The organism is Nocardia macrotermitis, assembly GCF_009604405.1.
Taxonomy (GTDB): Bacteria; Actinomycetota; Actinomycetes; order Mycobacteriales; family Mycobacteriaceae; genus Nocardia; species Nocardia macrotermitis.
The window spans coordinates 16,618-40,903 of record NZ_WEGK01000023.1; the positions used below are offsets into that span (position 1 = coordinate 16,618).

General features: G+C 67.5%; 21 protein-coding genes. 5 read left to right on the plus strand and 16 right to left on the minus strand.

Features of this window, described 5'->3' with window-relative positions:
• From NRB20_RS33960 to NRB20_RS34015, 12 genes are all read right to left on the minus strand, one after another.
• Positions 1 to 570 carry a Na+/H+ antiporter subunit E gene (locus NRB20_RS33960; RefSeq protein WP_153415514.1) on the minus strand — a complete coding sequence of 190 codons (570 nt, stop codon included), beginning with the start codon at positions 568 to 570 and terminating at the stop codon, positions 1 to 3.
• Positions 567 to 2,183 (minus strand): Na+/H+ antiporter subunit D, encoded by a 1,617-nt coding sequence (locus tag NRB20_RS33965; RefSeq protein ID WP_153415515.1) that lies wholly within the window; start codon positions 2,181 to 2,183, stop codon positions 567 to 569. The genes NRB20_RS33960 and NRB20_RS33965 overlap by 4 nt, the downstream gene beginning before the upstream one ends.
• A complete protein-coding gene (locus NRB20_RS33970) occupies positions 2,180 to 2,515 on the minus strand; it encodes a hypothetical protein (protein WP_153415516.1) in 336 nt (111 codons plus the stop codon). Before NRB20_RS33970 ends, NRB20_RS33965 begins: the two co-directional genes overlap by 4 nt.
• On the minus strand, positions 2,512 to 2,895 hold the full coding sequence (locus tag NRB20_RS33975) for a Na(+)/H(+) antiporter subunit C (protein ID WP_153415517.1): 384 nt from the start codon (positions 2,893 to 2,895) through the stop codon (positions 2,512 to 2,514). Before NRB20_RS33975 ends, NRB20_RS33970 begins: the two co-directional genes overlap by 4 nt.
• Positions 2,892 to 5,792: a Na+/H+ antiporter subunit A gene (locus NRB20_RS33980; RefSeq protein WP_153415518.1), complete on the minus strand. Its 2,901-nt coding sequence runs from the start codon at positions 5,790 to 5,792 to the stop codon at positions 2,892 to 2,894. The genes NRB20_RS33975 and NRB20_RS33980 overlap by 4 nt, the downstream gene beginning before the upstream one ends.
• 104 nt (positions 5,793 to 5,896) lie before the next feature.
• Positions 5,897 to 7,222, minus strand: a complete 1,326-nt coding sequence (locus tag NRB20_RS33985; protein WP_153415519.1) for a GumC domain-containing protein — start codon at positions 7,220 to 7,222, stop codon at positions 5,897 to 5,899.
• A 477-nt stretch (positions 7,223 to 7,699) separates the two neighbouring features.
• Complete coding sequence (locus NRB20_RS33990) at positions 7,700 to 9,922, minus strand: AAA family ATPase (protein WP_319945754.1); 2,223 nt, start codon at positions 9,920 to 9,922, stop codon at positions 7,700 to 7,702.
• A 463-nt stretch (positions 9,923 to 10,385) separates the two neighbouring features.
• Positions 10,386 to 11,750 (minus strand): phosphatase PAP2 family protein, encoded by a 1,365-nt coding sequence (locus NRB20_RS33995; RefSeq protein ID WP_319945755.1) that lies wholly within the window; start codon positions 11,748 to 11,750, stop codon positions 10,386 to 10,388.
• 84 nt (positions 11,751 to 11,834) lie between these two features.
• Complete coding sequence (locus NRB20_RS34000; RefSeq protein ID WP_153415520.1) at positions 11,835 to 12,980, minus strand: glutamate--cysteine ligase; 1,146 nt, start codon at positions 12,978 to 12,980, stop codon at positions 11,835 to 11,837.
• Positions 12,981 to 12,991: 11 nt separating this feature from the next.
• Positions 12,992 to 13,675 carry a superoxide dismutase[Cu-Zn] gene (gene sodC / locus NRB20_RS34005; RefSeq protein ID WP_153415521.1) on the minus strand — a complete coding sequence of 228 codons (684 nt, stop codon included), beginning with the start codon at positions 13,673 to 13,675 and terminating at the stop codon, positions 12,992 to 12,994.
• Positions 13,676 to 13,816: 141 nt separating this feature from the next.
• Positions 13,817 to 14,368, minus strand: coding sequence for a LytR C-terminal domain-containing protein (locus NRB20_RS34010; RefSeq protein ID WP_319945756.1), 552 nt, complete (start codon positions 14,366 to 14,368; stop codon positions 13,817 to 13,819).
• A gap of 39 nt (positions 14,369 to 14,407) precedes the next feature.
• Complete coding sequence (locus NRB20_RS34015) at positions 14,408 to 14,782, minus strand: DUF3263 domain-containing protein (protein WP_153415522.1); 375 nt, start codon at positions 14,780 to 14,782, stop codon at positions 14,408 to 14,410.
• A gap of 127 nt (positions 14,783 to 14,909) precedes the next feature.
• On the opposite strand from NRB20_RS34015, the gene NRB20_RS34020 reads away from it, so the two are divergent.
• The 3 genes from NRB20_RS34020 to NRB20_RS34030 all read left to right on the plus strand — a co-directional run bounded on the left by NRB20_RS34020 (position 14,910) and on the right by NRB20_RS34030 (position 17,403).
• Complete coding sequence (locus NRB20_RS34020; protein WP_153415523.1) at positions 14,910 to 15,500, plus strand: peptide deformylase; 591 nt, start codon at positions 14,910 to 14,912, stop codon at positions 15,498 to 15,500.
• On the plus strand, positions 15,490 to 16,452 hold the full coding sequence (locus NRB20_RS34025) for an N-acetylglutamate synthase, CG3035 family (RefSeq protein WP_153415524.1): 963 nt from the start codon (positions 15,490 to 15,492) through the stop codon (positions 16,450 to 16,452). The genes NRB20_RS34020 and NRB20_RS34025 overlap by 11 nt, the downstream gene beginning before the upstream one ends.
• Before the next feature lie 135 nt (positions 16,453 to 16,587).
• Complete coding sequence (locus NRB20_RS34030) at positions 16,588 to 17,403, plus strand: exodeoxyribonuclease III (protein WP_319945757.1); 816 nt, start codon at positions 16,588 to 16,590, stop codon at positions 17,401 to 17,403.
• A gap of 112 nt (positions 17,404 to 17,515) precedes the next feature.
• Here the strand turns inward: NRB20_RS34030 and NRB20_RS34035 are convergent, their stop codons facing one another.
• Positions 17,516 to 17,761 (minus strand): type II toxin-antitoxin system Phd/YefM family antitoxin, encoded by a 246-nt coding sequence (locus NRB20_RS34035; RefSeq protein WP_319945758.1) that lies wholly within the window; start codon positions 17,759 to 17,761, stop codon positions 17,516 to 17,518.
• 96 nt (positions 17,762 to 17,857) lie between these two features.
• Between NRB20_RS34035 and NRB20_RS34040 the strand changes: the two genes are divergently transcribed.
• Positions 17,858 to 18,502 carry a Uma2 family endonuclease gene (locus NRB20_RS34040; protein WP_194290105.1) on the plus strand — a complete coding sequence of 215 codons (645 nt, stop codon included), beginning with the start codon at positions 17,858 to 17,860 and terminating at the stop codon, positions 18,500 to 18,502.
• 101 nt (positions 18,503 to 18,603) lie between these two features.
• On the opposite strand, the gene NRB20_RS34045 is transcribed toward NRB20_RS34040, so the two are convergent.
• From NRB20_RS34045 to NRB20_RS34055, 3 genes are all read right to left on the minus strand, one after another.
• Positions 18,604 to 19,245 (minus strand): hypothetical protein, encoded by a 642-nt coding sequence (locus NRB20_RS34045; protein WP_153415528.1) that lies wholly within the window; start codon positions 19,243 to 19,245, stop codon positions 18,604 to 18,606.
• Positions 19,246 to 19,421: 176 nt separating this feature from the next.
• On the minus strand, positions 19,422 to 21,248 hold the full coding sequence (locus tag NRB20_RS34050) for an acyl-CoA dehydrogenase (RefSeq protein ID WP_319945759.1): 1,827 nt from the start codon (positions 21,246 to 21,248) through the stop codon (positions 19,422 to 19,424).
• Positions 21,249 to 21,533: 285 nt separating this feature from the next.
• Positions 21,534 to 22,217, minus strand: coding sequence for a TetR/AcrR family transcriptional regulator (locus NRB20_RS34055; protein WP_153415529.1), 684 nt, complete (start codon positions 22,215 to 22,217; stop codon positions 21,534 to 21,536).
• Positions 22,218 to 22,452: 235 nt separating this feature from the next.
• Here NRB20_RS34055 and thiC point away from each other — a divergent pair, with 235 nt between their 5' ends.
• Positions 22,453 to 24,093, plus strand: coding sequence for a phosphomethylpyrimidine synthase ThiC (gene thiC / locus NRB20_RS34060; RefSeq protein ID WP_153415530.1), 1,641 nt, complete (start codon positions 22,453 to 22,455; stop codon positions 24,091 to 24,093).
• Positions 24,094 to 24,286: the final 193 nt, after the last annotated feature.

A 24,286-nucleotide genomic window follows, 5' to 3' on the forward strand; every position in this document is an offset into this window, starting at 1 on the left:
TCAGCGCTCCTCGGGGGGCAGGGGTTCGGGGCGCAGCGTCTCGTGCCATTCGCCGGGACGTTCGAAGGAACGGATCAGCAACTGTTCGAGCCGCCGGGTGGTGAAGTAGAAGCGCTCCACGGCCTCGTCGCTGCCGACGTCGAGCACGTGCACCCAGATGGTGTGCGTGGCGCGGTCGATCTCCAGGACCATGGTGCCGGGGATCAGATTCAGCACGTCGGCGCACAGCACCATCACCAGCGGGGAGCGGATCGTCATCCGCAGTCGCAGCACACCCGAGACCGGTGCGCCCGAGGGCCGCAGCGCGAACCAGGCGATCTGCACACTGGATTCGAGCGCATAGTAGACGCTCAGGAGAACCAGTTCGAGCAGCGAGAACGGGTGCAGACGTCCCGAGACCGGCACCCGGGGCAGCGGCAGCAGGAACATGATCAGCGTGCCGATCACCAGTCCGGCCACGATATTGCCGACGCTGAAATCACCCCACAGCGCGGTGTACACGATCGCCAGCCAGACCAGACCTCCCAGGCGGACCAGCCGGTCGCGGCTCAGCAACGTCGCCAGGCTCATCGCGCACCGCCCGCCCGGGTGGGCTCCGGGGAATGCAGAACCGTTGTGAGATAAGTGTTCCGGTTCATCAGATCACCGGCCGTGCGGGTCGCGATGTTCAGGATCGGGCCCGCGAACACGGTCAGCGCGAGGCCGACGGCGATCAGCGCGACCGTCGGCATCAGCATCAGCCGCGGCATCCGGCCGGGATCGGGACGTTCGTCGAAGAGCATGTCGACCGATTCGTCGATCAGTGCCGAGGGGGCGGCGTCGGCCAGTTCGCCCTGGGGCGCCTGGGCGCGCGGCCGCCAGAACGCCTTGCTCCACACCCGCGCCATCGCGTACAGGGTCAGCAGGCTGGTCAGCACGGATCCGGCGACCAGGACCCAGGACAGCGCACTGCCGTCGGCGGCGCCGGCCTCGAGCAGCGTCACCTTGCCCAGGAAACCCGAAAACGGTGGAATACCACCGAGATTCAGCGCCGGAATACCGAACAGCACGGCCAGCGCCGGGCTCGCCGCGAGCAGCCCGCCCAGGCGTTCGAGCGAGGCGGATCCGGCCTGTCGCTCGATCAGGCCGACCACCAGGAACAACGTGGTCTGCACCAGAATGTGGTGCGCCACATAGTAAACCGTGCCCGCCATACCCAGCGACGTGTTCAACCCGATGCCGAACATCAGATATCCGATATGGCTGACCAGCGTGAACGACAGCAGCCGCTTGATATCGCTCTGCGCGATCGCGCCCAGGATGCCGAACACCATGGTAAACAGGCCGCAGATCAGCAGGATCCGGTCGAAATGCGCGGCCGGGAACAGCAGCGTGTGCAGCCGGATTATCGCGTACACACCGACTTTCGTCAGCAAACCGGCGAAGACGGCGGTCACCGGCGCGGGCGCGGTCGGATACGAATCGGGCAGCCAGTTCGACAGCGGGAACACCGCGGCCTTGATCCCGAACGCCACCAGCAGCACCGCGTAGATCGCACCCCGCACCCCGCTGGGCACCGACCCCATCCGCTCGGCCATCTGCGCCAGATTCAGCGTTCCGGTGGCGGCGTAGGCCAGGGCGATGCCGGTCAGGAAAACCAGCGAGGAGACCATCGAGACCATCACGTACGACACACCCGCGCGCACGCGTTCGGCGCTCGCGCCGAGGGTCAGCAATACGAACGACGCGGCCAGCAGCACCTCGAATCCGACGAACAGATTGAACAGATCGCCCGCCAGGAACGCGATCGAAACCCCCGCGCTCAGAATGAGATACGTCGGTTGGAAGATCGAGGTCGGCTGCCGCTCGGTGCCGTCGCTGATACCCTGCCCGACCGCGAACACGAGCACCGCGAGCAACACGATCGAGGACACCAGCAGCATCGCCGCGGACAACCGATCCACCACCAGCGTGATCCCGATCGGCGTATGCCAGTTCCCCACCTGCAGAGCGGCCATCCCGTTGCGATCGGCCAGGTACAGCAGCATCCCCGCGACGGCCACCACCGCACTCAGGCCGATCACCGAGATGGCCTGCTGGACGCGGGGGCGTCGTCCGGTGATCAGCGAAACGGCCGCGGTGAGCATCGGGATCAGCACCGGCAGCGGTGCCAGCCGCAGGATCAGATCGTGAGGCAGCGTCATAGTCGCACCTCGCCGAGGTTCCACGCGTCCGCGGTGCCGACGATCCGTTGCGTCGCGACTCCGAAGCTCGGCACGGTCGCGGCCCCCGAGCGCAGCACAGCGGTGACGCCGACGTCCGGGACGGCCACGGCGCCGCAGTTCGATTCAGCCGTACCGCCGGAACGCACGGCAACTGCGGTCCCCGGGGCCTGCACAGCCAGAATGCCCGAGCCCGGCGCGGTGATGACGTCGAAGTGCAAGGCGGCGAAGGAGTTCCGCACAGCAGCGACGCCGACGCCGGGCACGGCCGCGAGGTTCGGCGGGGTCGCGGCAGCGGGAATCAGGGTGCTCACTGTTCGGGGTCCTCTCCCTCGCGGCGCTGGGCGACCTTGACGTCCTCGGGGTCGTCCTGGACCTGTTCGGTGGTGGTGAGGGCGTAGGAGCGGTAGGCCAGGGCGAGGACGAAGGCGGCCAGGCCCATGGTGATGACGATCGAGGTCAGGACCATGGCCTGGGCCAGAGGGTCGGAGGTGCCGTGGTGGACCCGGTCGGTCTCGCCGAGGATCGGGGGCAGGCCGTCGGGGCCGCCGACGGTGAGCAGCAGCAGGTTCACCGCGTTGCCGAACAGGATCATGCCGAGCAGCATCTTCGAGACCGCGCGCTCGAGCAGCATGTACACCGCGCACGCGACGGTGACGCCGATCAGGACGAGCAGGGTGATGTTCGCGGTCATCGGACCTCCGGTGCCGGGTCGGGCGGGAGCACCGCGGCGGTGTCGTCGACGTGCGGCGTGGTGGCCGTGACGGCGGGTTCCTCGGTGTCCAGTCGCGCGCCGAGACTGCGCAGCACATCCAGCACCAGGCCGACCACGATGAGGTAGACGCCCAGGTCGAACAGCATGGCGGTGACCAGTTTGACGTGTCCGAACAGCGGCAACGTGATCTGGATGATCGCCGAGGACAGCGGCGGCGCGCCCAGCAGCAGCGAGCCGGTCGCGGTGCCGGCGGCCAGCGCCAGGCCCGCGCCCAGCAGATGTCCGGCGTCCACCGGCAGCGCCTCGGCCAACTCGTAGCGGCCGCCCGCGAGATAGCGCAGGACCAGGGCCAGCCCGGCGGTCAGACCACCGGCGAAACCGCCGCCGGGTGCGTTGTGACCGGCGAAGAAGAAGTACGCCGACAGGATCATGATCGTCGGGAACAGTAGGCGGGTGGTCATGGCCAGCACCATCGAGCGATGACGTCGCGCGACGAGCGGGGAGGCGGTCAGCCAGTAGCTGCGGTTGGGGTCGGGGGTGTAGCCGGGTGCGTCGGCGACGCGCGGCAATGTCCCGAATCGCCTGCTGCGGAACATGAGTGAGGCCACACCCGTCGCGGCGACCAGCAGCACCGAGATCTCACCGAGGGTGTCCCAGGCACGGGTGTCCACCAGCAGCACGTTCACCGCGTTCTTGCCGCCACCGAATTCGTATGCGTACGAAGGAATCTGGTGCCAGATCGGATCGGTGTCGCGAGCCGCGACGGCGAAGGCGGCCAAGACCGCGACCGTGGTGCCGACCAGCGCTGCCAGAATAGCCCGGCGCACTTTGAATTTCGCGATACTGTCCGGCTGCACCTCGGCGGGGAACTTGCGCAGCACCAGCACGAACGTCACCAAAGTCAGTGTCTCGACCAGGAATTGGGTCAACGCGAGATCCGGCGCGCCGTGCAGCGCGAAGATGCAGCCGCAGCCGTAGCCGGTCACCCCGACCAGCAGCACCGCAGCCAGGCGATTGCGCATCACCGTCGCACCCAGCGCCATCATGATCACGATCGCGCCGATCACCAGCTGCCACGGCGAATCCCACAGGCGCAGTGAGACTTTCGAGCGGGCACCGGCCAGCAGCAGCGCGACGGGCAGGATGATCAGAGTGATCAGGATCAGCGCCTGATTCAGCGGCAGCGAACCGCGTTGGGTCGCGCCGGTCATGCGCAGCGAGAGCTGATCCATCGCGCGCAGGGTCGCGTCGTAGACGCGGTCGGCGTTACCCAGCCGGGGCGTCGCGGATTCGCCGATGTGGTCGCGGATCTCGAACAGCAGCAGACCGCACGCGATGGCGATCATGGACAGGGCCAGCGGTTGTCCCCAGCCGTGCCACAGCGCCAGGTGGGTGGGCTCGGGTCCGGGCAGGGTCAGCGCGTAGGGGCGCAGCAGCCGATCGAGCCAGGGTGCGCCGATCGCGGCGGCCAGGCTGCACAGCGCCAGCAGGCCCGCGGGCGCGACGAAGGCGAAACTCGGTCGGTGCCAGGAGATTTCGGGTACATCCTCGTCGGGAACGTCGTCCGAATCACGCGACCTCGATTTGGCTCCGAACGCGCCCCACAGGAATCGGATGCTGTAGCCGACGGTGAACATCGACCCGATCACCACGCCCAGGGTCTCCGCGATCTTCACCGGCCCGGACAGATCGCCCGCGCCCATGATCGCGGCCAGCGCACTCTCCTTGCCGACGAAGCCGAACAGCGGCGGAATGCCCGCCATGCTCAGTGCGGCCAGGACCGCGGTCCCGCACAGCAGCGGCGCGCGCCGGCCGAGCCCGGACAGCCTGCGCATATCGCGGGTTCCGGCGCTGTGATCGATGACGCCGACCACCATGAACAGGCACGCCTTGAACATCGCGTGCGCCACGATCATCGTCGCCCCGGCCAGCGCCGCGTCGGGTGTGCCGATGCCGACCAGCACCATCATGAAACCCAGCTGGCTGACCGTGCCGAACGCCAGCACCAGTTTCAGGTCGTACACCTGGAGTGAGCGCAGCCCGGCCAGGATCATCGAGAGCAACCCGAGCACGAGCAGGATCGGATGCCACGGCCCGGACACCGCGAACACCGGCGCGAGCCGCGCGACCAGGTACACACCGGCCTTCACCATGGCCGCGGCGTGCAGGTAGGCGCTGACCGGCGTCGGCGCGGCCATCGCGCCGGGCAGCCAGAAGTGCAGCGGCACGATCGCGGACTTGCTCAACGCGCCGATCAGGATGAGCACCACCGCGACCCCGGTCGACCAGGAGTGCGGATCGGCGCGGTGCACGACCTCCGACAGCCGGTAACTGCCGCACCCCTCGCCGACCATGATGATGCCGACCAGCATCGTCAGCCCGCCCGCACCGGTCACCAACAGCGCCTGCAGGGCCGCGCGACGGCCCGCGGTCTGTTCGGCGTGATGGCCGACCAGCAGGAAGGACAGGACCGTGGTCACCTCCCAGAAGGTGAACATCAGGATCATGTTGTCGCTGGTGACGAGGCCGAACATGGCTCCGGAGAAGGCGACCATGTAGCCGGCGAAGATGCCCAGGCGCTGGTGGTCGTCGTCGTCGAAATAGCTTGCGCAGTATGCCAGGATCAGCGTTCCGACGCCCAGGACCAGCAACGACAGGATGCAGGCCAGCGAATCCAGGCGCAGGTCCAGATCCATGCGGATGCTGGGGGCCCATTCGATCTGCACGACCTGGTCGTCGTTCCAGTGCGCGAGGACCCAGAACAGGCTGCCCAGGGGGGCGAGGGCGAGGAGGTAGAAGCCGCGTCTGCCGAGCATCCGAACGCACGGCGGCGCGATCAGAGCGGCGGCGGCGTGGACGAGCAGAATGGCGAGCAAACAGCACTCCGTCGGTCGGGGGCGGGGTGGAGTGGGCCCGAGTTTACTTGGCGGGATCGGCGGACCTGCGCCACGACCGGCGGGGAACGAATCTGCTATGCCATTTAGCTATCTTCAGGCAATTCTTCGGCGTCGGTCGGCTGCGGCGCGAACCGGACGGGTTTGCGCCAGCGCCGCAGGACCAGTAGCGACAGCGCACAGCAGACCGTGATGGCCAGCGCCATCCAGTACGCGACGGCGGACTGTCCGATCGACCCGGGCGTCGCGTTGTAGTGCGAACCGCCGATGACCACGGTGCTGAACTCCCCGCGGCCGCGCAACGCCAGCACCACCGAGGAACCCAGGATGATCGCGACGCCGAGCACCCGGGTCGGGTTGTATCGCGGTGCGGCGCAGCCGAAGGCGTATCCGGCCGTGAGCGACATGACCGCGCCGATCGTCGCGATGTGCATGCGGTCCTGCACGCCGGCGGTCAACGCGCCCACCAACGCCAGGATCAGCAGCACGGACATCGCGAGCATCGGGGCCGGACGCCGGAAGCCCAGCAGGATCCCGACCGCGAGCAGCGCCACCAGCACCCACACCGACCAGCCCGGCAGCCGCGTCGGGACGATCGCGCTGCCGACCGAGGAGACCGCGACCGCGAGCAGCACCAGGGTGCCGTCCCGACGCGGCAGCAACATGGCCGCGATCATGGCCGTGACGGCGGTCAACGCGACGGCCAGCACGATGTCCAGCACGCTCGCGGTCCGCGCGGCCAGCCAGCGCGCGCCGAGCATGGCCGCGCCGATGTACAACACCCCGGCCACGATCGGCGCCATCGGCAGTTCGAACGAGCGGCGCTCGATCTCGGTGCGGCGCCGGTTGACCAGGGTGCCGATGGCGACCAGCACGAGGGTCACCTCGATCAGCCACAGCGGCGGGTAGTCCACCGAGGGCCGATGCGCGGGAGCGGGTGCGAACGGATTCGGGGTGTGCGCCACCGGAAGTGCGTCGGCGAGAACGATGCTGGTCAGCGCGCCGAGCGTCCACCCGAACACCTGCATGCGCCCGCGCAGCACCGCGGCCGCCATCCCGCCCAGCAGCATGCCGCCCGCGATCGAATCCACGAAGTTCAGCGTCGACAGCGGCGCGACCGGGGTGGCGTCGTGCCCCGCGAGATGGTTGATCAACATGATCACCACACCGATCAGCGCCGTCCCCCAGGCCGCGAGCGCGTGGTTGACCGTGGTGGCGAACACCGCGACCAGCACCGCGATGATCGCACCCATCGCGATCGCCTGCGGCACGCTGAACGCGAGCATATCCAGTTGCAGCGGCGTCGATTCCGACGACCACGCGAAGTCGATCGGCAGTAACAGCGACATCCCGGCAACCAGCGTGGACACGTAGGCCGTGACCATCTCCGCCGCTGCATGAGGAGTGCGCACCAGGCAAAACTACCTGTGATGCGAAACACGTCCACGGGTGACGTGCCGGTTACGCGTGGTTCGTGCGGCTCACGTCGGCATCGCCCGCCCCCACCCGGGTGTCGTCGCCATCGACTTCGCTCACGCGCGGAAATCGGACCGGGCCCCACGGGCACGCATGCCGAAGCCGAGTGGTCGATGCCGGTGTTCGAAGGCGTCGGCACGACTGTTCGCGTGGGGCCGCTGTCGACAGTGGTGGGTCAGGTGCCGGTGTCGAAGGCGTTGGCACGGCCGTTCGCGTCGGGCCGCTGTTGTGGTGGGTCAGGTTCCGAAGACGTCGGCACGACTGTCGCGTGAGGCCGCTATCGAGAGTCGCGGGTCAGATGTCGAAGACATCGGCACGACTGTTCGCGTGAGGCCGCTATCGAGAGTCGCGGGTCAGGTGCCGAAGACATCGGCACAGCTGTTCGCGTGAGGCCGCTGTCGACAGTGGTGGGGTCAGGTGTCGGTGGTGCGGCGTTCGGCGTAGGCGCGGAGGGATTCGACCTGGGTGGGGTCGAGGGAGGGGCGGACGGATTTTCGGGCGGTGGTGACGTCGGCTGCGGTGACGTCGGCGGCGTCCACGTCGCGGCGCATGGCGGCGAGGGCGGCCTCGCGCAGGAGGGCCGAGCAGTCGGCGGCGGAGTAGCCGTCGAGGGTGGTGGCCAGGGCGGTGAGGTCGACGTCGGGGGCCAGGGGGACCGCGCGGGCGGCGGTGCGCAGGATGTCGGCGCGGCCCGCGGCGTCGGGGGGCGGGACGAAGACGAGGCGTTCGAGGCGGCCGGGGCGCATCAGGGCCGGGTCGATCAGTTCGGGGCGGTTGGTCGCGCCGACCACGACGACCTCGCGCAGGGGTTCCACGCCGTCCAGTTCGGTGAGCAGTGCGGCGACGACGCGGTCGCCGACGCCGGAGTCGCTGCTCTGCCCGCGACGTGGCGCAAGCGCGTCGACCTCGTCCAGGAAGATCAGCGAGGGGGCGGAATCGCGTGCGCGCTGGAACAATTCGCGGACCGCGCGTTCGGAGGAGCCGACCCATTTGTCCATCAGCTCCGCGCCCTTGACCGCGTGCACACTGAGCTGCCCGCTGCCTGCCAGCGCGCGGACCAGGAACGTCTTACCGCAGCCGGGCGGGCCGTAGAGCAGCACACCGCGTGGCGGATCGATGCCCAGGCGAGCGAAGGAGTCGGGGTGGCGCAGCGGCCACAGCACCGATTCGGTGAGCGCCTGTTTGGTTTCGGTCATATCGCCGACGTCGTCCAGGCTCAGGCTGCCGATCGCCAATTCCTCTGCGCCCGAACGGGACAGCGGGCGGATCACCTCGAGCGCGCCGACCAGATCGGGCTGGGTGAGCACCGGATCGGCGTGTTCCCGGCTCGCGCGCGAGGCCGCCCGCAACGCCGCCTCCCGGCACAGCGCCGCCAGGTCGGATACCACGAAACCCGGTGTGCGCGAGGCAATCTCATCGAGTATGAGATCTTCGGTGGGCACCTTGCGCAGCAGTTGCGCCAGCAGATCCTTGCGCACCGCCGCGGTCGGCAGGGTCAGCGCGACCTCACGATCGCACAATTCCGGTGCGCGCAAACGGGAATCGATGCCCGCGGGATGGGAGGTGGTGGCCAGGAAGGCGACTCCGGGCGTGGCGACGGTCGCGCGCAGCTGATCCAGGATCAGCGTCGCCACCGGTTCGCGATCGGCCGGGAGCAGCGCGTCGATATCGGTGATCAGCAGCACACCGCCTGCGCCGGAACCGATTTCGGACACCGCGAGGGCGACCTCCCGCAGCCGGGTGCCACTCTCGGTCGCGCCGACCGAGGGCCCGTCGAGTTCCACGATGCGACGTGGTGTGGAGACCGCGCGGGCCAACGTCGCCTTCCCCGCTCCGGCCGGTCCCGTGATCAGCACGCCCAGATGCGGTGGGGCGCCGAGGGTTTTGAGCAGTTCGGGCTCGTCCAGGGCGAGGTCGAGCCATTCGGTCAGCTTCGCGGCCTGCGCGCGCACGCCCGCGAGTTCGGCCACCGGAACCGCGGAAGGCCGCTCCCGCACCGTCATTCGCGTCCCCGGCGCGGCGGACGTCTCGTGCGCACCGCCGGGATCGTGTGACGCCTCCACCGCCGGAGCGCCCGCACCCCACACCACGGCACTGTTGGGCTGCACGCTGACCGGTCCGTCGGCCGGATCGGTCGCGGTGACGGTCAGCAGTTCCGAGGTCCACGCGATGCCGAAGGTCCGCGACAGCGCCTGCGACGCCGCCGCGGTGCTGGTCCCCGGCCCCAGATCACGCGGTAGCAGCGAGACGGTGTCGCCCACCGTGACCACCTTGCCCAGCAGCGCCTGCCGCAACGTCGCCTCCGGCACCGACCGCATCGCCTGCGCCCCGCCGGTCACCGAGATCCGCCGCGCCCCGAAAACCGTTGCGGGAGAGACGACCACGGTCGCATCCTCCCGCACCCCCGCATTCGACAGCGTCACATCGTCCAGCAGCACCGCCCCGGCCGGAGTCCCCGCCGGGGCCACCCCCGCCACCGCCGCGGTCCGCCGCGACCCGATCACCGTGATCCCGTCCCACTCCCGCAACCCCAGCGCCGCCAACGCCTCCGGATGCACCCGCACCACCCCCCGCCGCGCATCCGCGGCCGAGCGGTTCAGTCGGGCAGCCAAAGCAAGCTCAGGAAGTTCGGACACTGTGCCATCTTGCCTCCGCTTCGCTCCGGCGGGGTCGGGGCCCGGCGAAGGCTCGATTCTTCCCTCCTCCGCTGTGTCTTCTGCCTCCGCTCCGCTCCGGCGGGGTCGGGGCCCGGCGAAGGCTCGATTCTTCCCTCCTCCGCTCCTCCGCTTCGCTCCCCCGCTCCGTCAGTCCAGAATCGAGCCGGGCCCCGACCCTTGCTGTCGGCGTTATTCGGAGCTAGCGGAACTGGGTGACCTCGGAGTTGGCGTTATCGATGGTTGACGGAACTGGGTGACCCTGGAACTGGCCTTCTCGGAGGCTGGCGGAACTCGGTAACCCTGATGCCGGCGCTATTCAGGGCTGACGGACTCGGTGGCCCTGGTGTCTGCGTTATCCGGAGTCGGCGAAACTGGGTGAGTCCAGAGCTGGCGTTATCGAAGGTCGGCGCGCAGGCACAAGCGTCCGCCGGGCGACACAGTCCTACCGCGCGAGGGCGTCGTCCATCGTGTCGGTCGTGTCGGCGGTCGATGTGGGGGCGAACCAGGTGTTGTAGAAGGCGCGGGCGTAGGCGGCCACGAGTAGGAGTAGGACCAGGCCGGAGGGGACGGGGTGTTGGGCCATCCAGAGGGCGAGGTAGCGGAAGGACAGTAGGAGGGCGGCGAAGAGGATCGCGCCCGCGGTGACGAGTTGGATGCGGGGGCGGTGCCAGCCTTGTTCGGGGGCGCGCAGGACCGATTCGACGGTCAGGCACAGGATGATTCCGGCGATCAGATCCGAGCCGTAGTGGTAGCCGAAGCCCAGGGTGGCGGTCAGGGTGGCCAGCACCCAGAACGCGCCGCCCCAGCGCAGCCAGCGGGGTGCGGGCGTGCCGTCGACATCGCGGCGGGAGTGCAGGAAGATAGACGTCGACCAGGCGGCGTGCATGGAGGGCATGCAGTTGCGCGGGGTGAAGGCGTCGAAACGCAGCGCGGCGGGCCGGTGGTCGAACGGCGGCACGTGATGCGGCCAGAAATTGCCGATCTGCAGGCCGTGCCCGTCGGACGCGAACGCGAACATCGGCCCCACCACCGGGAACAGCACGTAGAACAGCGGCCCGACCAACCCGAGCAGCAGGAACGTCCGCACCAGATAGTGACTCGGCCACACCCCCGCCGACGCCACCCGCCGCAACTGCCACACCGCGATCACCATCGCCGCGACAGGCAGTTCGATATAGACCCAGTGCAGGATCGCGGGCGGCACGGGACCGAGCGAATCCAGCACCCGCGCCACCGTCCACGCGGGTTCACCCAACGCCCGATCCGCCAGCGCCACATACCGATCCAGCACATTCGGCCCGGCCATCACCGTGACGTGCAGCCACACGTCACCCACCTTGGTGGCCAGGATCAGCAGCGCGCCCAGCGCGGCCGCGTGCAGGGCGTTGCGCTTGTCGCGGCTCTCCCAGCCCAGCCACGCCACCAGCGCCACCCCGGTCAACGTGATCACCGCACCGTTGCCGAACGTGAACGGACCGCCCAGCGCCACCCGGATTCCACTGATCACCGCGTCCAGCGCGAGCGCGACCCCCAGCGCGGCGAACCGCCGCCGCCAGGACAGTCCGACCAGCGCCAACGCCAGTCCCGCCCACGGCATCGACATCGACTTGGGCGTCCCGAAGTAGTCGTGCCACACACTCTGCAGCGGACCTTCGAAACCGTTGCGGGAGGCCACGATCTGCAACACGATCAGCAGCAGCGGCACCGCCGCGAGCGCGACCGCCGTCCGGGTCGGGCTCGACGGCCATCGAAACCGGCCACGGCGCGAATCGCCGTCGTAACCGGCGCGAGGATCGTCGAGAAGCACTGACTCATAGTAAACACACGATGAACGCCAGCCCCCTGGGTGGCTGAATCATCGGCGTCGAACAGGCGAAAACCGGGACGGCGCTCAGCGACCGAGTTCGTGCACGAGCGCGTCCACCACGGCCACCAGATCCCCCTGCGCGGCCGCGGCCGCCCGACGCTGCCGCTGATACGACGCCCCCCGCGCGGGTATCTCGGCGACCGCGGCGAGTTCGTCCGAACACCCCAGCTGCTTCGCGGTCGGCTCGAGCCGGTTCAACATCTCGGACAGGTCGTCGGTGACCAACCGCTCATTGCTGTCCGCGTCGGTGATGATGATCGCGTCGAGCCCGTAACGTGCTGCGCGCCACTTGTTCTCCTGCACATGCCAGGGCGGCAGCACCGGCATCTCCTCCCCCGCCTCGACCCGTCGATCGATATCCACGATCAGGCAGTGGATGAGCGCCACGATCGCGGAAAGCTCTGCGCGACTGGGTATTCCGTCGCAGACCCGGACCTCGATGGTGCCCCACTTGGGCGCGGGCCGGATATCCCAGTGCATGCCGCCGAGCTGTTCGAACACCCCGGTCTTGGTCTGATCGCGCACGAAAGCCTCGAACTGCGACCAGGTTTCGAACTGGAACGGCAATCCGGCGGTGGGCAGCTGCTGGAACATCATCGCCCGATTGCTGGCATATCCGGTGTCCACGCCCGCCCACATCGGCGAGGAGGCCGACAACGCCAGCAGATGCGGATACGACAGCAGCAGCGTGTTCAGGATCGGAAATACCTTCTCCGGGTGGGAGATTCCCACGTGCACGTGCACGCCCCAGATCAGCATCTGCCGGCCCCACCACTGGGTGCGATCGATCAACTCGTCGTAATGCTCCGTGCGAGTGAGCAATTGGGCGGACCACTGCGCGAACGGATGGGTTCCGGCGCAGAACAGATCCACGCCGAGCGGATCCGCGGCCCGCCGCAGCACGTCCATGGTGCCGTGCAGATCGTCCATGACCTCGTCGACGGTGTCGTGCACACCGCTGACGATCTCGACGGTGTTGCGCAGCAACTCCTTCGACAATCGCGCCTGCCCGTCCGACGCGTGCAGATCACCGACCGTGTCGAAGACGGCGGCGGCGGTATTGGACAGATCGCGGGTCTGCTTGTCGACCAGGGCGATCTCCCACTCGACACCGAGCGTCGGGCGGGGCGAACCGTTCCAGGGAACCGAACCGATGCCTGCCCCGCCCATGGCGTACCTACCTACCCGATGACACCGCAGGCGATACGGGCGCCCGCATCACCGGTCGCCTGGGATTCGGCGTCCGGGCCGGGGGTTCCGTTGGCCTGGGTGTAGCGATTCGGAATATTGGCGAAGTTGTCCTCACCGGCGTGGATGATCAGGGCCTTGCCCGAGATCTGGTCCAGGGTGACCGCGTCGGTGGTGGTGACCAGGTGCGCCGAACCGTCCTTGCGGACCTCGAGCGAGGTCAGATCACCGCTGGCGGGCATCGCGTGCGCGTCGCCGACCTGGAGATGGCCGCCCGCGGACAGGAAGTTGCCGGGGTTGCCGCCCGCGGGGGCGACCGAATTCGGCTCGCACTTGCCGACCTGGTGGATGTGCAGGCCGTGGAAGCCGGGCTGGAGGCCGTGCACGTCGACGGTCAGCTCGAGGTGATCGTCGGACTTCGCGAAGGTGGCCTTGCCGACCTCCTGACCGGAGGGGTCCTTCAGCGGCACCGAGACCGAATCGCCCGCGGGCGCGGCGCTCTCGCTGGGGTTCGCGGCTCCGGACGGGCCCGCCGTACCGGTCCACACCGGCGGCGTCGTCCCCTTGACGTCGCTGGACTCCTGACTGTTGGTGCAGGCTGCGAGACCGAAGACCGCGACCGCCAGCACCGGGGTCACAATCCGCCAGGACGGGCGACGTGTCGTGAACGGGGCCATCGGAGAACTCCTTTACGAGTACCGAGTTTACGAGTAGAGCTGGTGGACAAATTCGTTACCGGTCAAGATGATGCCAGAGCCGTTACGCAGGGCAGGCGCGGGGCTACTACGCACTGTAGGCGCGAGCCCGTGACCACCGGATCAGTCGCCGGTGACGATGACGATGATGCCCGCGGCCTGTCCGGACAACGCGCTGGTGCGGGGTGCGGCGATGCCGCCGAGCTGACTCGCGATGGCCTGCGCGGTCGCCTGCTGATGTGGCGAATTCTCGTAGAAGACAGTGGTTTTCGACAACACGCTGGTGGCGTAGTTACCCGTCGAGGTGACGTTCCAGCCGTTGGCGGTGAGCTTGGCCCCGGTCTTGGCGGCCAGGCCCGCGACGGTGCTGTTGTTGAGCACCCGCACCGGAATCGACTTGTCCACACCCGCGGCGGCGGTCGTGGTGGGCGCGGCCGTGGTGGTCGTCTCGGCCGCCGTGGACGACGCGCCGGCCGTGGTGGTGGCGGCCTGCGCCGAGGTGGCCGCGGCCTGCGCGGTCGTCGAGACGGCCGAATCCGCGGATGCCGCACCGTCGCCCTGCGAGCTCGACAGCGACATCGCGCCCAGACCCGCGAAGACGATGGCCACCGCGATCAACACCATGGCGAGCGCACGCAGCGGCAGTCCACCCGGGGACGGATTCTGGTTGCTCACGACTGCAACCCTAACGGTCCGCGCAGCCGAACGCGCGGATCACACCTGAAAGCCCAGTCGCCGTGCCGCCCTGGCCTTCTGACGGCTCGCCCGCAACCGGCGCAGGCGTTTGACCAGCATCGGGTCGGCGACCAGCGCCTCGGGCTTGTCGACCACGGCGTTGAGCACCTGGTAGTAGCGGGTGGCGGACATGCCGAACAGTTCGCGGATGGCCTCTTCCTTGGCGCCCGCGTACTTCCACCACTTGCGTTCGAAGTCGAGGATGTCGAGTTCGCGTCGATCGAGTCCGTCGACGAGCCGTTCGGTTTCCGGGGCTTCGATGTTCGGGATTTCGGTATCCGGGGTGCCGAGGACCTCGCTCGCGGAAGAGCTGTCCTCGCTTGCGGAAAGGTTCCGGGCCGCTGCGCTGTCCATAATGCTCCCTCGCCGAGTGACCACCAGACGATACGTCGTGGGGCAATTCAACCATGAATGCCGGAGATACAAGATGTGTCACACGGCGTGTCGGGACCTGCCGGGACGCCGCGTAAAGTATGCGTCCATGGCGATTCTCCCCATTCGCATCGTCGGCGATCCGGTGCTGCACAACCCGACCGAACCGGTCACCCAGTCACCGGACGAGCTCGCCGAGTTGATCGCGGACATGTACGAGACGCTCGACGCGGCCAATGGTGTTGGCCTGGCGGCGAATCAGGTCGGTGTGGGCCTGCGCCTGTTCGTCTACGACTGCCCCGATCTGGGTGCGGACGGTGCGATGCAGCGGCGGCGCGGCGCGGTGGTCAATCCGGTGCTGGAGACCTCGGAGATTCCCGAGACGATGCCGGACCCCGATGACGACGAGGAGGGGTGCCTGTCGGTGCCCGGGGAGCAGTTCCCCACCGGTCGCGCGGGCTGGGCGCGGGTGACCGGCACCGACGAGAAGGGCGAACCGGTCGACATCGAGGGCAAGGGTTTCTTCGCCCGGATGTTGCAGCACGAGGTGGGGCATCTGGACGGCTTCCTCTACGTCGACGTGCTGATCGGCCGCAACGCCCGCGCGGCGAAGAAGGCGATCAAGCGGAACGGTTGGGGCACACCCGATTTGAGCTGGATTCCCGGGACCGTGCCGGATCCCTTCGGACATGACGACTGAGCCCGACGGCCTGGTTCCGGGGCGGCGGGTGGTGGTCCGCTATCGCCTGCTCGCCGACGAGACGCACGAGTTCAGCGATGTCATCGGCGAATTGGTGACGCTGGATCCGCTGACCGTGCGGGTCCCGGACGGCGCCCTGATCACCATTCCCGCCGAACGCGTGGTGGCGGCGAGAACGTTGTCCCCCAGGCCGATTCGCACGCGCGAGATCCGGGCGCTGGAGTCCGCGGCGGCCGACGGCTGGCCCGGGACCGAACGCGCCTGGATCGACGGCTGGCTGGTGCGCGCCGGGAACGGCTATACGCGACGGGCGAATTCGGCGCTCCCCTTGGGCACGGTCGACGGTCCGGTGCAGTTGACGCCGGGCGCGTTGACCCGGATCGCCGAGTGGTACGCCGAGCGTGGCCTGCCGATGCAGTTGGCGCTGCCGGATCGGCTGGTGCCGGAGCTGCCCGGTTTCCATACCTGGGCCGAGGTGGTGGTGCTCGGCATCGATATCGACAATTTCGTACTGCCGCAAGGGCCTTCGATGGTTCGGGTGGATCCCGAGCCGACCGCGGCGTGGCTGGAACTGCATCGGTTCCGGGGTGAGGACCTCACGCCGGTGGCGCCGGTGGAACCGGATCGGGAGGTGCTCACCGCGGTGCATCAGGGCGAAGTCGGTTTCGCCGCACTGGGAATCCCGAGCACGCTGGCGATCGGGCGGGGCGCGGTCACCGTCGCACCGGACGGCCGGAACTGGGTCGGGCTGAGCGGTATCGCGGTCGCCGCGCCGCATCGACGGCACGGTCTGGGCACGCTGGTCTGCGCGGAACTGATCCGCTGGGGTCATCGGCGCGGTGCCACGCACGCGTATCTCCAAGTGGAGGTGGAGAATACGGGGGCGTTGGCCTTGTATCGGCAGATGGGGTTCGTCGAGCATCATCGGTACCGGTACGCCGCGCCCGAGTGATGCGCGCCGCCAGCGGCATCGGCGGGACTCGAGGCGAAAACCGCTGGGGCCGAGGCGATATCGATGGTAGCGGCAGCAATTATCGACGGGGCAGAGCAATCTCGACAGGGTCGAGGCGAAAGAGGTGAGCCGGCGGTGCGTCTGGCGACATGGAACGTGAATTCGATTCGGTCCCGGGTGGATCGGGTGATCGCCTGGCTCGACCGCGCCGACGTCGACGTGCTGGCGATCCAGGAGACCAAGTGCCGGGACGACCAATTCCCTTTCGAGCGTTTCGAAGAGGCCGGTTACGAGGTCGCGCACGTGGGCTTCAACCAGTGGAACGGGGTCGCGATCGCCTCGCGCGTCGGGCTGGACGAGGTGGAGATCGGCTTCCCGAATCAGCCGGGTTTCGACAAGGACGCCGAGGCGTCGCTGCTGTCCGCACCGGTGATCGAGGCCCGCGCGATCGGCGCGACCTGCGGCGGCATCCGGGTGTGGAGCCTGTACGTGCCCAACGGCCGCACACTGGACGATCCGCACTACACCTACAAGCTGGAATGGCTTGCCGCCCTGCGCGATTCGGGCACCCGCTGGTTGACCGAACACCCCGACGCGCCGATCGCCCTGGTCGGCGACTGGAATATCGCCCCCACCGACGACGACGTCTGGTCGACGGCCTTCTTCGAGGGCAAAACCCATGTTTCCCAACCGGAACGCGACGCCTTCACAGCCATGAACGAGGCCGGTTTCACCGACGTCATGCGCCCCTTCGCCCCCGGCCCCGGCGTCTACACCTATTGGGACTACACACAATTGCGCTTCCCCCGCAAGGAAGGGATGCGCATAGATTTCATCCTCGCCTCCCCCGCTCTCGCGGCCCGCGTCACCGACGCGTCCGTGGACCGCGAGGAACGCAAGGGCAAGGGCGCGTCCGACCATGCTCCGGTCGTCGCGGAGATTCCCGAGTGACCGGCCTCGCCGTCGTCACACCGCGATGACGTCGAGGAAGGGCCGAGCCCCGTGAAATCATCCGGGTTGCGGTACAGGGGAAGCCGTTCGCGACCGCTCGGCACCGACAGGTTCAGTCATGGTGGGGATCCTGGTCGATCATGGCGTTCAGGTCGGCCCGGAACTTGCTGTAATCGACCGGCGGCAGATGCTCGGCCGTCCGCCGCAGCTCCGCGACAGGCACAAATGTGCGCCGCCCCACCGGCCGGAGTTCACCGACAGGCTTGCCGTTGCGACTGATGGTGTAGCTCTCCCCCGCCTCCACGGCGTCGAGGATCTTGCCGCTGTCATTACGCAGATCGCGCTGGCCTTGCCTCACCTGCACTGACTCCTCGAGTAAGCGATGCACGTGCCGTGCCGTATCGACAGCGAGGACCACAGCCGCCGATCGCCTGCCCTCAGTAGGCTGATCCAGGTGAGCGAAGCATACGATTGGTCCTGGCTGCGGCAGTCACTGGCCGCTCCAGAGATCACCCTCGAGGTGTACGCAAGCATTCCTGAGGAGCTCGGCCGTCAGATCGAGGTCGTGGACGGACGAATCATTCGATGCGAATCCCCGACCCCGGAACACCAGACCATCCAGCACAACCTGGTGTCCGCGCTACGTGATGCGGCGAAGTACATGGATGCTCGGGAACAGACCTGCCACAAGGTGATCGGTGACGTCGACATGCTCCTCACCGAGGCCCCCCGGCTGCATTATCGGCGTCCGGATGTCGTCGTCTACCGCTGCATCGAATCGGATCGTGGGCGATGGCGTCGCAAGCCTTACGCGTCGGATTCCTTGCTGGTCATCGAGATCGTGTCACCGGGCACAGTTGTCACCGATACCCGAGACAAGCTGGCCGAGTACGCACAAGCGAGGATCCCGCACTACTGGGTCGTACAGATGGCAGGCAACGACGGACCGGTGGTGTCGATCGAGCGATTCCGTCTGACCATCTCCGGCAAATACATCTCGGATGGCATTTCCGTGCGCGGAACCGACCTGGTCGCCGTCGACGTCATCGATCCGTTCGCGACACGCATCACCTGGGAGTATCTCGACGACGGCATCTAGGTTGCCGCAACAGCCACTCGACCCGATCGACGTAAGCATCACCTGGGCCGAACTGGACTGATCCACCCAGCGGATAGGGACGCCCGGTCCGGACGCTCGCGTCAGTCGGCCGGACGGGTTTTGATGGCGTCCTGGGAGATGTAGACGTCGTAGGCGCCGGTGCCGGCGATGACGGCGTTGCCGTAGGCGGAGCGGACGAAGGGGTTGGTGTACCAGGTGTGGTTCTGCATGTCGGAGAAGAAGTCTCGGTCGCTGCCGTTGAGGAAGATCTGGTTCTGTTTCACCGCGGTGCCGTCCTGGCGTTCGCCGAACAGGCGGGTGAGTTTGTAGCCGGAGTGGAAGCCCAGGGCGTTGATCCAGGGCTCGAGTTCGACGATATCGGCTTGCAGGGCCCACATATCGCCCTCGACCAGGTAGGTCTCGTGGGTGTCGGCGTGGTCGTGGTCGCCGTAGACGGTGACTTCGACATCGAGGGTATGTGGGCTGTTGGCAATGGTTTTCGCGACGACGTGGGCCGCCTTCACCTCCCCGGTGAGACCGAGATAAGCCTGTAGCAGGGTGGTAACCCAGAGGATCAGCGCGGCGATCAGCACCAGCACCAGCGCGCTACTTCCCCTGCGGGCCAATACCTTCCACCCGGCCCTGCGCGCCTTGAGCAGCGCCGTGACCAGCAACACCAGCGCGACTGCGAACAGCAGTCCCAGCAGCACCTGAATCCAGCCGAAATCCACCGGGAAAACCATGGCGCTAGTTGTACCTGTTCCGCCTCCCCGCGATTTCAGCGGGCCGTCGAGCGCGGGGAGACATTCGCGTCGGGCTAACAGTAACTCACCGGGGCGCCTCATGGACGTCCCCGGTGAGTTACCCATGTCCTTACGAAATCAGTTGTCCCGCTTCTGCGTCGTTCCGACGAAGAGCATCAGAACGCGGCCTCTTCCAGTTCCATGATGTCGTTGTCGAGGTTCTCGATCACCGTGCGCACGCTGGACAGCAGCGGCAACTGGTTCTTCGCGAACCACGAAGCGACAGCGGCCTTTCCGGTGTAGAACAGCCGATCCTTCTCGGTCGGGCTGCCCTCCAGCGCGACCAGCGAGATCTTCGCCGCCTCCAGCAGCCGCCACCCGATGACCAGATCGCCGACCGCGTGCAGGAACCGCACCGAACCCAGGCCGACCTTGTAGATCTCGGCCGAATCCTGCTGGGAGGCTACCAGATACCCGGTCAGCGCCGCGGCCATCGCCTGCACGTCGGCCAGGGCCGCGCCGAGCAGTTCGCGCTCGGCCTTCAGCTCGGATCCCTCGGACTCGACGAACTTGCCGATCAGCCCGGCCACATGCCCCAGCGCGACGCCCTTGTCCCGAATGATCTTGCGGAAGAAGAAGTCCTGCGCCTGGATCGCGGTGGTGCCCTCGTACAGCGAGTCGATCTTCACATCGCGGATGTACTGCTCGATCGGGTAATCCTGCAGATAGCCGGAGCCGCCGAAGGTTTGCAGCGATTCGGTGAGCGTCTCGTACGCGCGCTCGGAGCCGACACCCTTGACGATCGGCAGCAGCAGATCGTTCACCCGCGCGGCCACATCGGCGTCCGCGCCGAAATTCGCCTGTGCCACATCGGCATCCTGATACGCCGAGCAGTACAGGTAGAGCGCGCGCAGCCCCTCCGAGTACGCCTTCTGCAACGCCAGGCTGCGGCGCACGTCCGGGTGGTGGGTGATGGTGACGCGCGGTGCGGCCTTGTCGCTGTTCCGTGTCAGATCCGCGCCCTGGACGCGAGTCTTGGCGTACTCCAACGCATTCAGGTATCCGGTCGACAGCGTGCCCGCCGACAGCACGCCCACCATCATGCGGGCGTGCTCGATCACCTTGAACATCTGCGCGATGCCGTTGTGCGCGTCGCCGACCAGATAGCCGATCGCGGGATGGTCACCGCCGAAGGTCAATTCGCAGGTGGGCGAGGATTTGATGCCCATCTTGTGCTCGAGGTTGGTGACGTACACCCCGTTGCGCTCGCCCAATTCCATTGTCTGCGAATCGAACAGGAATTTCGGGACGACGAACAGCGACAGGCCCTTGGTGCCTGGACCCGCGCCCTCGGGACGCGCCAGGGTCAGGTGGATGATGTTGTCCGCGGTATCGCCGACGTCACCACCGGAGATGAAACGCTTGACGCCCTCGATGTGCCAGCTGCCGTCGGGCTGCTGGATCGCCTTGGTACGGCCCATGCCCACATCCGACCCGGCGTCGGGCTCGGTGAGCACCATCGTTCCGCCCCAACGGTTCTCCCACGCGTGCGCGGCCCAGCGCTGCTGTTCCTCGGTGCCCTCGCGGTACAGCACCTCGTGCATCAACGGGCCCATGTTGAAGAAGCTCGCCGAATTGTGTGCCGCCACAAGCATTTCCTGCGTGGCCCAGATCAGCGGCGAGGGCGAGGGCACCCCGCCCATCCCCTCGGGCATGCCCAGGCCGGACCAGCCCGCCTCGTTCACCGCGGCCACGGTCTTGCGCATCGAATCGGGGACGATGGCCGAATGGGTGGCCGGATCGAAGACGACCGGATTGCGGTCGGCGTCGACGAACGACTCCGCGACCGGCCCCTCCGCCAGGCGCAGCACCTCCCCCAGCATGCCTCGCGCGGTGTCGGCGTCCAGATCGCCGTAGGCGCCGGCGTCCAGCAGCGCCCCGATTCCCAGCACCTCGAACAAGTTGAACTCGATATCCCGAAGGTTCGCCTTGTAGTGCGACACGGACCGTCCTCCTCGGCGGAATTGCAGCGTGCGAGGACGAGATCCCACTCGGCGAATCCGGCCGCGCACAACTGGTCGACAGTTACATCTGGAGGTTGCCGTACAACCGTCAGGCTACGCAACCGTAGGCTCGCGGTCGGCCGAATCGTTAACACGACCGCCTGTCGAACAGGCTGTTGCGGCCGGTACGCGAGCGTTCCGGGCTTCACATCCGATAATTTGCCAGAAGTTGTCCAACGGTGACCGCGGGTTCATCCGCCGGATACCGGGGACCGGCGGGGCGGGTCACAGCGCGGCGGCCCGACCCGCGGCGACGGCGGTGAGGTAGCGGTCGAGATCCTCGATCAGGGATTCCATGGTGTCCGGGTCGGCGCCGTCGTCGTGATGACACAGCCAATCGGTGACCAGTTCGAACAGCCCGCCGATCGCGCCGAGCGCCAGGGCGAGGCGGCGGCGTTGGCGATCGGGATCCGGGTCCGGATCGCCGGACCACTGCGCGTCCAGGAAGGCCGCGGCCCAGCGGCGGATGCGGCGACGCTTGCGCTCCACGGTCGGCGAGATACCCCCGGCATGTCCGAAACTGACCGCCGCGACGCGCGGATCATCCGCGATGGCGTGCACGAAGGCGGCGACCACCACCGGCGACCGCTGCGACCAGGGCAGTTCCGCCACCGCGGCGGCCCGTTCGGCCACTTGTTGCTGAGTATGTGCTGTGAGCTGCTCCAGCAATGCGGTGTAACAGGCTTCCTTACTCTCGAAATGTTCGTAGAACGCCTTGGTGCCGACATAGGCGGATTGGCAGATCTGTTCGATCGAGGTACCCCAGAATCCGTGCGCGGCAAATAAATCCATCGATGCTTCCAGAATCTTGCGACGGCGTCGCACGCTGCGCTGCTCCGCGTCCAGACCGCGGATCCGATGGTTCACCGATCCGGATTCATCCGGTGCGGAATATTTGCTGCGGGTCATCAGACGACCATAATCCGTGTCCCGGCGGCGGGTGGGCAGACCGTCCGGACCCGAAAATTCCCGCCCAGGTCCGCTGACGCGCGCCGCCGCGGGCATGTACTCTCGGCCAGGTACCACAACCGAACATGCGGGGGCTCGCACCAGCGGGCTGAGAGGACGGCTAGCCCATTCGGGCGGAGCAGGGCCGTCGACCGTTCGAACCTGACCGGGTAATGCCGGCGTAGGGAGGCTTCACATGTCGTCGAATCATGTCCAGGGCACGGTGGAAACCGTGACCATCGGCCCCATCCAGGGCAGCGTCAAGCACTATCAGCAGGTCGATGACCTGCGCATTCCGGTTCGCCGGGTCAATCTGACCAATGGTGAGCACTTCGACGTGTACGACACCTCGGGTCCGTACACCGACGATGCCGCGACGATCGATCTCGACAACGGCCTGCCGAAGCTGCGCGACGGCTGGACCAAACCCGAGATCGCCGGTCCGCCAACACAATTGGCCTGGGCCCGGCAGGGCATCGTGACCAGCGAGATGCGGTATATCGCTGCGCGCGAAGGGGTTTCACCCGAACTCGTACGCGAGGAGGTCGCCGCCGGACGCGCGGTGATCCCGGCCAACCACAACCATCCCGAATCCGAGCCGATGATCATCGGCAAGAAGTTCGCGGTGAAAATCAATGCGAACATCGGCAATTCGGCCGTGAGCTCCTCGATCGCCGAGGAGGTCGAGAAGATGGTGTGGGCGACGCGCTGGGGCGCGGACACCATCATGGACCTGTCCACGGGCAAGAACATCCACGAGACCCGCGAATGGATCCTGCGCAATTCACCGGTGCCGGTCGGCACCGTGCCGATCTATCAGGCGCTGGAGAAGGTGAACGGCGATCCGACGCTGTTGACCTGGGAGATGTACCGCGACACCGTGATCGAGCAGGCCGAGCAGGGCGTGGACTACATGACCGTGCACGCCGGGGTGCTGCTGCGGTACGTGCCGCTGACGGCCAAGCGGGTCACCGGAATCGTCTCGCGCGGCGGGTCGATCATGGCCGCGTGGTGCCTGGCGCATCATCAGGAATCGTTCCTGTACACGCACTTCGAGGAATTGTGCGAGATCCTGGCGAAGTACGACATCACCTTCTCCCTGGGTGACGGTCTGCGTCCGGGCTCGATCGCCGACGCCAACGACGAGGCCCAGTTCGCCGAGCTGCGCACCCTGGGCGAGTTGACGAAGATCGCGAAATCCCATGGCGTGCAGGTGATGATCGAGGGTCCCGGCCACGTGCCGATGCACAAGATCGTGGAAAACGTTCGGCTGGAAGAGGAATGGTGCGAGGAAGCGCCGTTCTACACCCTCGGCCCGCTGGCCACCGATATCGCGCCCGCCTACGACCACATCACCTCCGGCATCGGCGCGGCGATCATCGCCCAGGCCGGGACCGCGATGCTGTGCTACGTCACGCCCAAGGAGCATCTGGGCCTGCCCAACCGGGACGATGTGAAGGTCGGCGTCATCACCTACAAGATCGCCGCGCACGCGGCCGATCTGGCCAAGGGCCTGCCGCACGCGCAGGACCGGGACGACGCACTGTCCAAGGCGCGCTTCGAATTCCGCTGGCACGACCAGTTCGCGCTGTCGCTGGATCCGGACACCGCCCGCGAATACCACGACGAGACCATGCCCGCGGAACCCGCGAAAACCGCGCACTTCTGCTCCATGTGCGGCCCGAAGTTCTGCTCCATGCGGATCTCCGCCGACGTTCGCGAGTACGCCGAATCCCACGGCCTCACCGATATCGACGCGATCGAGGCGGGAATGGCCGCCAAGTCCGCCGAATTCACCGAGTCGGGGAACCAGGTCTACCTCCCGGTCGTCTCGTAACACCTTCTCCCGCAACCGATCCCGGTTCCGTCCTCCCGGCGGAGGTCAGGGTCCCGCCTGACCCGACCTCCTCCGGGACGACGGACCCGGGTCGAGTTCTCACGCCGGAAGCACGGTTTTCCGGCCAGATCGATACCCGTCGCGAACGCCGACGGTCCGTCCCCGATCGACAACGGGGACGGACCGTGGTGAC